Raw genomic sequence first — 587 nt, forward strand, 5'->3', positions numbered from 1 at the left:
CGGCAGCGTGGCCAGGTCGAAGGGCTCGCCCCGCTCGTAGGCCAGCAGGGCCGGCCAAGGAATGCGCGCTTCGGAGGTGAAGTAGAAAGCCTGCAGCTTCACGTTGTGGTCGGGGTCGTGGGCCAGCTTGGGGTCGCGGCTGGGCTTGCCGGTTTTGAGCCAGCGCCGCACGGTGTTGGGCGTCACGCTCAGGTGCTCGGCCAGGTCCTGGATGCTGTAGAGCACGACCTGCGCCGGGGCAGCGGCCGGGGCGGCCTGCTGGTGGGCCAGCAGCACGCGAAACCAGTGGTCGAGGTAGCCCACGGTGGGCAGGTCGTTGGCAGTCATAAGCGTTAGGCAGCGTCGGGTAAGAGCAGGTGGAAGTCGCGCCGGCAGTCGGTCACGACGATTTCGCGGATGCCGGTGGGCCGCGGGTCTACCAGCCACATTTCGGCCTCCGTGTGGCCATCTTCCTGGGCCGTGCGCATGGCCAGCGGCATCGAGCCGTTGACGTACACCGTCAGGTGGCCCGCCTGGTAGCAGTAGCCCAGGATGGGCTCGACCAGGGCCGCGCCCGGGGGCAGCGCGTCGAGGCGCAGGCGCTTGCC

2 protein-coding genes are annotated in these 587 nt (G+C 69.5%); both read right to left on the reverse strand.

The genetic code is table 11. The annotated features are described in order from the left end of the window. Positions 1-327, reverse strand: a 327-nt coding sequence (locus tag ACYVDE_RS25640; RefSeq protein WP_460504326.1) for a helix-turn-helix domain-containing protein, incomplete at its 3' end; no start/stop codon positions are given. Positions 328-332: 5 nt separating this feature from the next. Further along, positions 333-587: hypothetical protein (locus ACYVDE_RS25645; RefSeq protein ID WP_460504327.1), on the reverse strand; the 255-nt coding region annotated here is incomplete at its 5' end.

Source organism: Hymenobacter agri (assembly GCF_054778495.1).